This window comes from Acaryochloris sp. IP29b_bin.148 (assembly GCF_028285565.1).
GTDB lineage: Bacteria > Cyanobacteriota > Cyanobacteriia > Thermosynechococcales > Thermosynechococcaceae > Acaryochloris.
Genome location: NZ_JANQOY010000148.1, coordinates 1 through 6,671 on the forward strand (window position 1 = coordinate 1; position 6,671 = coordinate 6,671).

The following is a 6,671-nucleotide window of genomic DNA, read 5'->3' on the forward strand; positions in this document are numbered from 1 at the left end:
ACTTTTTGTCAGCGGTCGTTACGGTGGGTAAATAGGTCTTTTCCATGAGAGTTATCTATTTCAAAACAGGGAGAGGGTTTAGGACGCTGGATTCCAGCAGTATTCAGCGGGCACACTCGACATCATCAAATGCGGAAAGGTATCAAACCAAACCTCAGGAGAGAAAGGGAAATCAGGGTATCCGACTCGCAACAGGCATAAGCCTTTCGCTGGGGCAGAATATTTCACTTGGTCCCGGCGCTCCGCCTGCCATAGCTCCGTAAAGCTATCGGGAGAGCGCAATCCCCGTCCCACCTGAACCAGTAAGCCCACGAGCAGACGCATCATCCCGTACAGGAACCCACTCGCTTGGACTTCAATCTGAATCAAAGGGCTGCTGTCATTGGCTTCCACCGTTGACCGCTGGACGCAGGTGGCTTCATGCACATCCACCCAGGAATGGGGGCGACTAGACCCTGCACGGTGAAAGGCAGCCAGATGATGACGGCCAATCAGGGGATCAAGGGCAGCTTGCATGCGCTGCACATCCAAGGGCTGGTAATAATAATGCCAGCTATAGGGGCGTAAGAACAGATTGGGACAAGGATCCGTATATAAAGTGTATCGATACCGCCGCCAGGTTGCAGAAAACCGAGCATGCCAATCTGGGGGCACTAAAGCTGAACCCCGAATCAAAATATCTTGGGGTAAGCGAGCATTGAGGACACTCGCCCACCGATGGGCTGGGATCGGGGAATCTGCGTCGAAGTGGGCCACTTGCGCGGCGGCATGGACGCCGGAGTCAGTTCTGCCTGCACCATGCAGAGTGACAGGATGCTGGACAATTTCAGCGAGGGTATCTTCGATATCGGCCTGTACACTCCGATGTTGGGGTTGCCGCTGCCAGCCATGAAAATGAGTGCCCAGGTACTGAATAACCAGGGCGACTCGTTGGCATGTTGGTGATGGCAATGGCATGACCGCAGGGGTTGAGTTCCTAAGTAAGTTCGATAATGGCCATTTCAGCATTGTCACCGCGCCGACGGATGGTGCGAATAATACGGGTGTATCCACCGTTGCGATCGCTATAACGATCCGACGCTTGGTCAAACAAGGCATGGACCAACTGCTTGTCGTAGATATATCCTAAGGCCTGACGGCGAGAAGCCAATGATCCATCCTTGGCTAAGGTGATCATTTTCTCCACTTGAGACCGCACGGCCTTGGCCCGAGCTTTAGTGGTCGTCACTCGACCGTGGCGAATCAGCTGAGTGGCCAAGGATCTAAGGAGAGCCTTGCGCTGGTCGGCAGGTTTGCCTAACTTATGAACTCGACAACGATGACGCATGGAATTATCCCTTAACTTTTCGATTTTTCAGTTGGCATGGTGATGCCGAGATGGTCTTGGAGGGCAGCAATCACCTCATCTGCAGACTTGGCCCCAAAGTTTTTAATCTCTAAGAGATCTTCTTGGGAATACTCCAGCAGGTCCGCCACACTATTAATTTGAGCCCGCTTCAAGCAGTTGTACGCTCTGACCGATAGATTGAGGCTCTCAATCGGGATTTGATTGGTTTCATCCTCTTCCTCAGTCTCAATATCCTCCACGACGTTGAAGGTGGCATCCTTGAGCGGATTGAATAAATCAACCAAAATACTGGCAGCCTGACTGAGAGACTCTTGAGGCGTCAGATTACCGTTCGTCCAGATATCCAGAATCAGCCGATCTTTTTCTAATGCCCCCCCGACACGAGCGTCTTCTACTTCATAATGGACGCGACGTACCGGCATAAAAATGGCATCGATCTCTAGGAAGTCGAGAGCAGCCGCTTCATCTCTAGCTTTACCAACCGCGTGATATCCCTTACCTTGCTCAATCCGGAATTCCATCTCTAACGTGGCGTCAGAAGACAGCGTGGCAACGTACTGTGTGGGGTTAACAATCTCAACTTCTGTGGATAGCTCAAAGTCATCGGTCGTGACCGTTGCAGGTCCTTGCACGAATAAGCGTCCGATTTGAGGGTCATTCGTGTGACTTCTCAGGACGACCTGCTTCATATTCAGCAGAATATCGAGAACATCTTCGCGAACCCCAGGAATCGTCGCAAATTCGTGGTTAACACCAGCAATGCGCACAGCCGTAACGGCTGTTCCTTGCAAGTTGGCTAACAGTACACGTCTGAGAGCATTCCCCACCGTGGTGCCTTGACCCCTTTCTAAGGGCTCAAGAATAAACCTGCTATACTGACTAAAATCCTCGTCAACAGTGGTTTCAAGACATTCAACCTGAAATTGCGCCACGAAAATCCCTCCCTTGTTGCTGTGCTTGAAATGTAGATAGGTTCTCTGAACCTATGGAGTGAGTAATAAATCTGGTTTGGTTTGTCTGAAACATCATCCCCGGCGTTTTGGCTGTAACAGGTCCGCCATCAAAGTCATTCTGCTCTTACCTGTGCATCTCAAGCCAGGACAGCTAGAGATTGGAGGTGAGAGAGAATGCGTGGCAGCCTAGACTCGACGTCGCTTGGGTGGGCGACAACCGTTATGGGGGATGGGCGTAACATCTCGAATTAAAGTGATCTCTAACCCGGCACCTTGCAGGGCTCGAATCGCTGTTTCACGACCTGCCCCGGGACCACTCACCATCACTTCAATTTGGCGCATACCTTGGTCCATGGCCCGACGAGCAGCGCTTTCAGAGGCCGTTTGAGCGGCAAAGGGTGTTCCCTTTTTAGCCCCTTTGAAACCGCTAGAGCCTGCTGAGGCCCATGACACTACATCACCATTGGCATCGCTAATCGTGACAATCGTATTGTTAAAGGTGGACTGAATGTGAGCCACCCCATTAGGAACATGCTTTTTTTGCTTGCGTCCACCGGACCGTTTATTAGGTTGTTGCGCCATACCTGAAAATCTATTGAACCAACTAAATCAGTGAAAAAATGAGAGAGAAGATTGTTATTTCTTACTGGGAGCTTTCTTTTTCCCGGCCACAGTTCGCTTAGAACCACGACGAGTCCGGCTGTTAGTGCGAGTCCGTTGGCCCCGAACTGGTAACCCCGCTCGGTGACGACGTCCGCGATAAGAGCCAATATCCATCAATCGTTTGACGTTCATGGATTCCCATCGGCGCAGATCCCCTTCGACCTGATAGCCTGCCACAGCGTTACGGAGAGCAGCGACATCCTGATCGCCTAAATCTCGAACTCGGGTGTCAGGGTTAACGCCCGTCGCTGCCAAGATCTCATGGGATCTGGTTAAGCCAATTCCATAAATGTAGGTGAGACCAATCTCAATTCGCTTATCGCGGGGAAGGTCTACTCCGGCAATCCGTGCCACTCTGTTGTTACTCCCTAGGCGTAATTAATCAAAAAAAATTGTCGTGGCTGTTGACCCTATCGGTACAGCGACCACGAATGTGTCAATAGCCAATGCTAACCCTGGCGCTGTTTATGCTTGGGATTTGAACAAATCACCATAACGCGACCACGCCGACGAATGACTCGGCATTTATCACACATTCTCCGAACGGATGAGCGAACTTTCATACTAGATTAGAGGACTACAAAACTATTACCATATCACTTCTATTTGCGTCCCACAAGTTAAATTTGGTGAAACGATGAGGTTCACGCCAAGATTGCGATCCAGATCAGTTGGAAAGTATTGGGGGTTATGGCTTTGCAGCACTACAGTCGCTCAAAAAAATAATCGTTTTTAGCTCAACCTGTGCTTCAGGTTTACCCCTTTGCTGTCAAATATTCAGTATTTTGCAGACAACTTAACCCGAAATTCTTGCTAAATCGATTTAAAGTGGATATCTACCCCCATCTGCCATTTGTCGGCCAATATCAGTTTATGGGGAATAGTCGTTTCTATCTTTGAAAACTGGATCATGAAGAGTGCTTTCCTCGATCGGCTCCATAGTCCCGAACGGCCTGTCATTGTTTTTGATGGTGCAATGGGAACCTCTCTACAGATGCAAAATCTGACGGCAGCAGATTTTGGCGGTCCAGACTTGGAAGGGTGTAATGAATATTTAGTGCAGACGAAACCGGACGCTGTGGCTACGGTTCATCGTAATTTTCTGAAGGCCGGGGCAGATGTTATTGAGACGGATACCTTTGGGGCCACTTCGGTGGTCTTGGCTGAATATGATTTAGCGGATCATGCTTATGCCCTCAACAAAGCTGCAGCAGAATTAGCTAAGCAGGTGACTGCTGAATTTTCGACTCCCGAGAAGCCTCGGTTTGTGGCTGGCTCGATGGGGCCAGGTACAAAACTTCCCACCCTGGGACATATTGATTTCGATACCCTGAAAGCAGCTTACGTCGAGCAAGCTCAAGGACTGTATGACGGGGGGGCCGATCTGCTTTTGGTCGAGACCTGCCAGGATGTCTTACAAATCAAGGCAGCTTTGAACGCGATTGAAGTCGTCTTTGATGAGAAAGGGGCCAGACTCCCCTTAATGGTGTCTGTGACGGTGGAAAATTTCGGCACCATGTTGGTGGGATCTGAGATTGGCGCCGCACTGACGGTTCTAGAACCCTATGCCATCGATATTCTGGGGCTGAACTGTGCCACTGGCCCCGATTTGATGAAGGAGCATATTAAATATTTATCCGAGCAATCGCCCTTTATCGTCTCCTGTATCCCCAATGCCGGATTGCCCGAAAATGTAGGCGGACAGGCTCATTACCGCTTAACGCCAATGGAGTTGCGGATGTCCTTGATGCACTTTATCGAAGACCTGGGGGTACAGGTAATCGGGGGGTGTTGTGGTACTCGTCCAGACCATATCCAACAGTTGGCAGAAATGGCTCAGGACCTAAAACCTAAGGCACGCGAGATTGGCTCACGGCAAAGTTTACCGCCCTATGCCCCCTTGCCCTTTGTGCCTGCAGCAGCCTCAATTATGACGACCCAGTCCTACGATCAGGACAATTCCTTTTTGATTGTGGGGGAACGACTGAATGCCAGCGGGTCTAAAAAGTGCCGCGAAACCCTAAATGCGGAAGATTGGGATGGGTTGGTATCACTGGCGCGATCGCAAGTCAAAGAGGGTGCCCATGTCCTTGATGTCAACGTAGACTACGTGGGTCGCGATGGCGAGCGGGATATGCGAGAACTAGCCTCTCGCCTCGTGAATACCGTCTCACTACCCCTGATGCTCGACTCCACCGAGTGGACAAAAATGGAGGCGGGCCTAAAGGTGGCCGGGGGTAAATGCATCCTTAACTCCACCAACTATGAAGATGGGGAAGAGCGATTCTACAAAGTCTTAGAGCTGGCCAAAACCTATGGCGCTGGCGTGGTGGTGGGCACCATTGACGAAGATGGCATGGCCCGAACGGCAGAGAAAAAGTTTGAAATTGCTAAGCGGGCCTATGATGACGCCATTAACTATGGCATTCCCGCCTATGAAATCTTTTTTGATCCTCTGGCCTTACCTGCCTCGACGGGGATTGAAGAAGATCGAAATAATGCCAACGCCACCGTCAATGCCATTCGGCAGATTCGGGACGAGTTACCCGGATGTCATATTATCTTGGGCGTCTCCAATGTTTCCTTTGGTTTAAATCCAGCCGCTCGCGTCACCTTAAACTCGGTGTTTCTCCATGAAGCGATGGCAGTAGGGATGGATGCAGCGATTGTTAGTGCTAGCAAAATTCTGCCCCTGGCCAAAATTGAGGAGGAGCATAAACAGGTTTGTTTAGATCTGATCTATGACCGCCGCCAGTTTGACGGGGAGGTTTGTACCTATGACCCCCTGACCAAGCTGACCACTTTGTTTGAAGGGAAGACAACGAAACGCGATCGCAGTGTCGATACCTCTCTTCCCGTAGAAGAACGCCTCAAAAACCACATCATTGACGGGGAGCGGATTGGTTTAGAAGAACAGCTCGATATTGCCCTTAAGGATCATGCGCCCTTGGCCATCATTAATACCTTTCTATTGGATGGCATGAAAGTGGTGGGAGAACTGTTTGGGTCGGGGCAAATGCAGCTTCCCTTTGTGTTGCAGTCTGCCCAAACCATGAAAGCGGCAGTGGCCTATCTGGAACCGATGATGGATAAGGAAGAAGCCGACGATAGTGGCAAAGGCACCGTCGTCATCGCCACCGTCAAAGGCGATGTCCATGACATTGGCAAAAACCTGGTGGACATTATTCTGTCTAACAACGGCTATCAGGTGATTAATCTGGGCATCAAACAGCCCGTGGATACGATTATTGCCGCCTATCGAGAGCATAATGCCGACTGCATTGCCATGAGTGGGTTGCTAGTTAAATCCACCGCCTTTATGAAGGATAATCTGGAAACCTTTAACCAAGAAGGCATCACCGTTCCCGTGATTCTGGGGGGTGCCGCCCTCACTCCTAAGTTTGTCAATCAAGACTGCCAAAACACTTACAACGGTCAAGTGATTTACGGTAAAGACGCCTTTGCCGACCTGCACTTTATGGATAAACTGATGCCCGCTAAAACCGACGGGCAATGGGATAACCTCAAAGGCTTCTTAAATGAGCAGGCTCAGGTTTCTGAGTCAGCCTCTACAAATGGCTCTCAGCCCCAGGAGAACGCGGCGGACACTGCCACTGCTGCAATGCCTGTGGATACCCGACGTTCGGAAGCGGTGGATATCGATATCGAGCGGCCTACCCCACCCTTCTGGGGAACTACCATTTTGC

General features: G+C 50.5%; 7 protein-coding genes. 1 reads left to right on the forward strand and 6 read right to left on the reverse strand.

What is annotated here, in order from left to right; translation table 11 throughout:
* Positions 1 to 78 precede the first annotated feature (78 nt).
* From truA to rpmJ, 6 genes are all read right to left on the reverse strand, one after another.
* Positions 79 to 957 carry a tRNA pseudouridine(38-40) synthase TruA gene (gene truA / locus Q0986_RS14145; protein WP_299411375.1) on the reverse strand — a complete coding sequence of 293 codons (879 nt, stop codon included), beginning with the start codon at positions 955 to 957 and terminating at the stop codon, positions 79 to 81.
* Between the two features lie 19 nt (positions 958 to 976).
* Positions 977 to 1,327: a 50S ribosomal protein L17 gene (gene rplQ, locus Q0986_RS14150; protein ID WP_299411376.1), complete on the reverse strand. Its 351-nt coding sequence runs from the start codon at positions 1,325 to 1,327 to the stop codon at positions 977 to 979.
* An 11-nt stretch (positions 1,328 to 1,338) separates the two neighbouring features.
* Complete coding sequence (locus tag Q0986_RS14155) at positions 1,339 to 2,280, reverse strand: DNA-directed RNA polymerase subunit alpha (RefSeq protein ID WP_299411380.1); 942 nt, start codon at positions 2,278 to 2,280, stop codon at positions 1,339 to 1,341.
* A 207-nt stretch (positions 2,281 to 2,487) separates the two neighbouring features.
* A complete protein-coding gene (gene rpsK, locus Q0986_RS14160; RefSeq protein WP_299411383.1) occupies positions 2,488 to 2,883 on the reverse strand; it encodes a 30S ribosomal protein S11 in 396 nt (131 codons plus the stop codon).
* A 54-nt stretch (positions 2,884 to 2,937) separates the two neighbouring features.
* Entirely contained in the window at positions 2,938 to 3,318 is a 381-nt protein-coding gene (gene rpsM / locus Q0986_RS14165) for a 30S ribosomal protein S13 (RefSeq protein ID WP_299411384.1), read from the reverse strand.
* Positions 3,319 to 3,413: 95 nt separating this feature from the next.
* The gene (gene rpmJ, locus Q0986_RS14170) at positions 3,414 to 3,527 is read right to left on the reverse strand and encodes a 50S ribosomal protein L36 (RefSeq protein ID WP_010480573.1); all 114 of its coding nucleotides are present in this window, start codon (positions 3,525 to 3,527) and stop codon (positions 3,414 to 3,416) included.
* 347 nt (positions 3,528 to 3,874) lie between these two features.
* Here rpmJ and metH point away from each other — a divergent pair.
* Positions 3,875 to 6,671, forward strand: a 2,797-nt coding sequence (gene metH, locus Q0986_RS14175; RefSeq protein WP_299411388.1) for a methionine synthase, incomplete at its 3' end; no start/stop codon positions are given.

What these genes read in the sequence shown, in the direction of transcription:
- truA (WP_299411375.1), bottom strand. Translation starts at nt 957, where the DNA reads ATGCCATTGCCATCACCAACATGCCAACGAGTCGCCCTGGTTATTCAG.
- rplQ (WP_299411376.1), bottom strand. Translation starts at nt 1,327, where the DNA reads ATGCGTCATCGTTGTCGAGTTCATAAGTTAGGCAAACCTGCCGACCAG.
- rpmJ (WP_010480573.1), bottom strand. Translation starts at nt 3,527, where the DNA reads ATGAAAGTTCGCTCATCCGTTCGGAGAATGTGTGATAAATGCCGAGTC.
- rpsK (WP_299411383.1), bottom strand. Translation starts at nt 2,883, where the DNA reads ATGGCGCAACAACCTAATAAACGGTCCGGTGGACGCAAGCAAAAAAAG.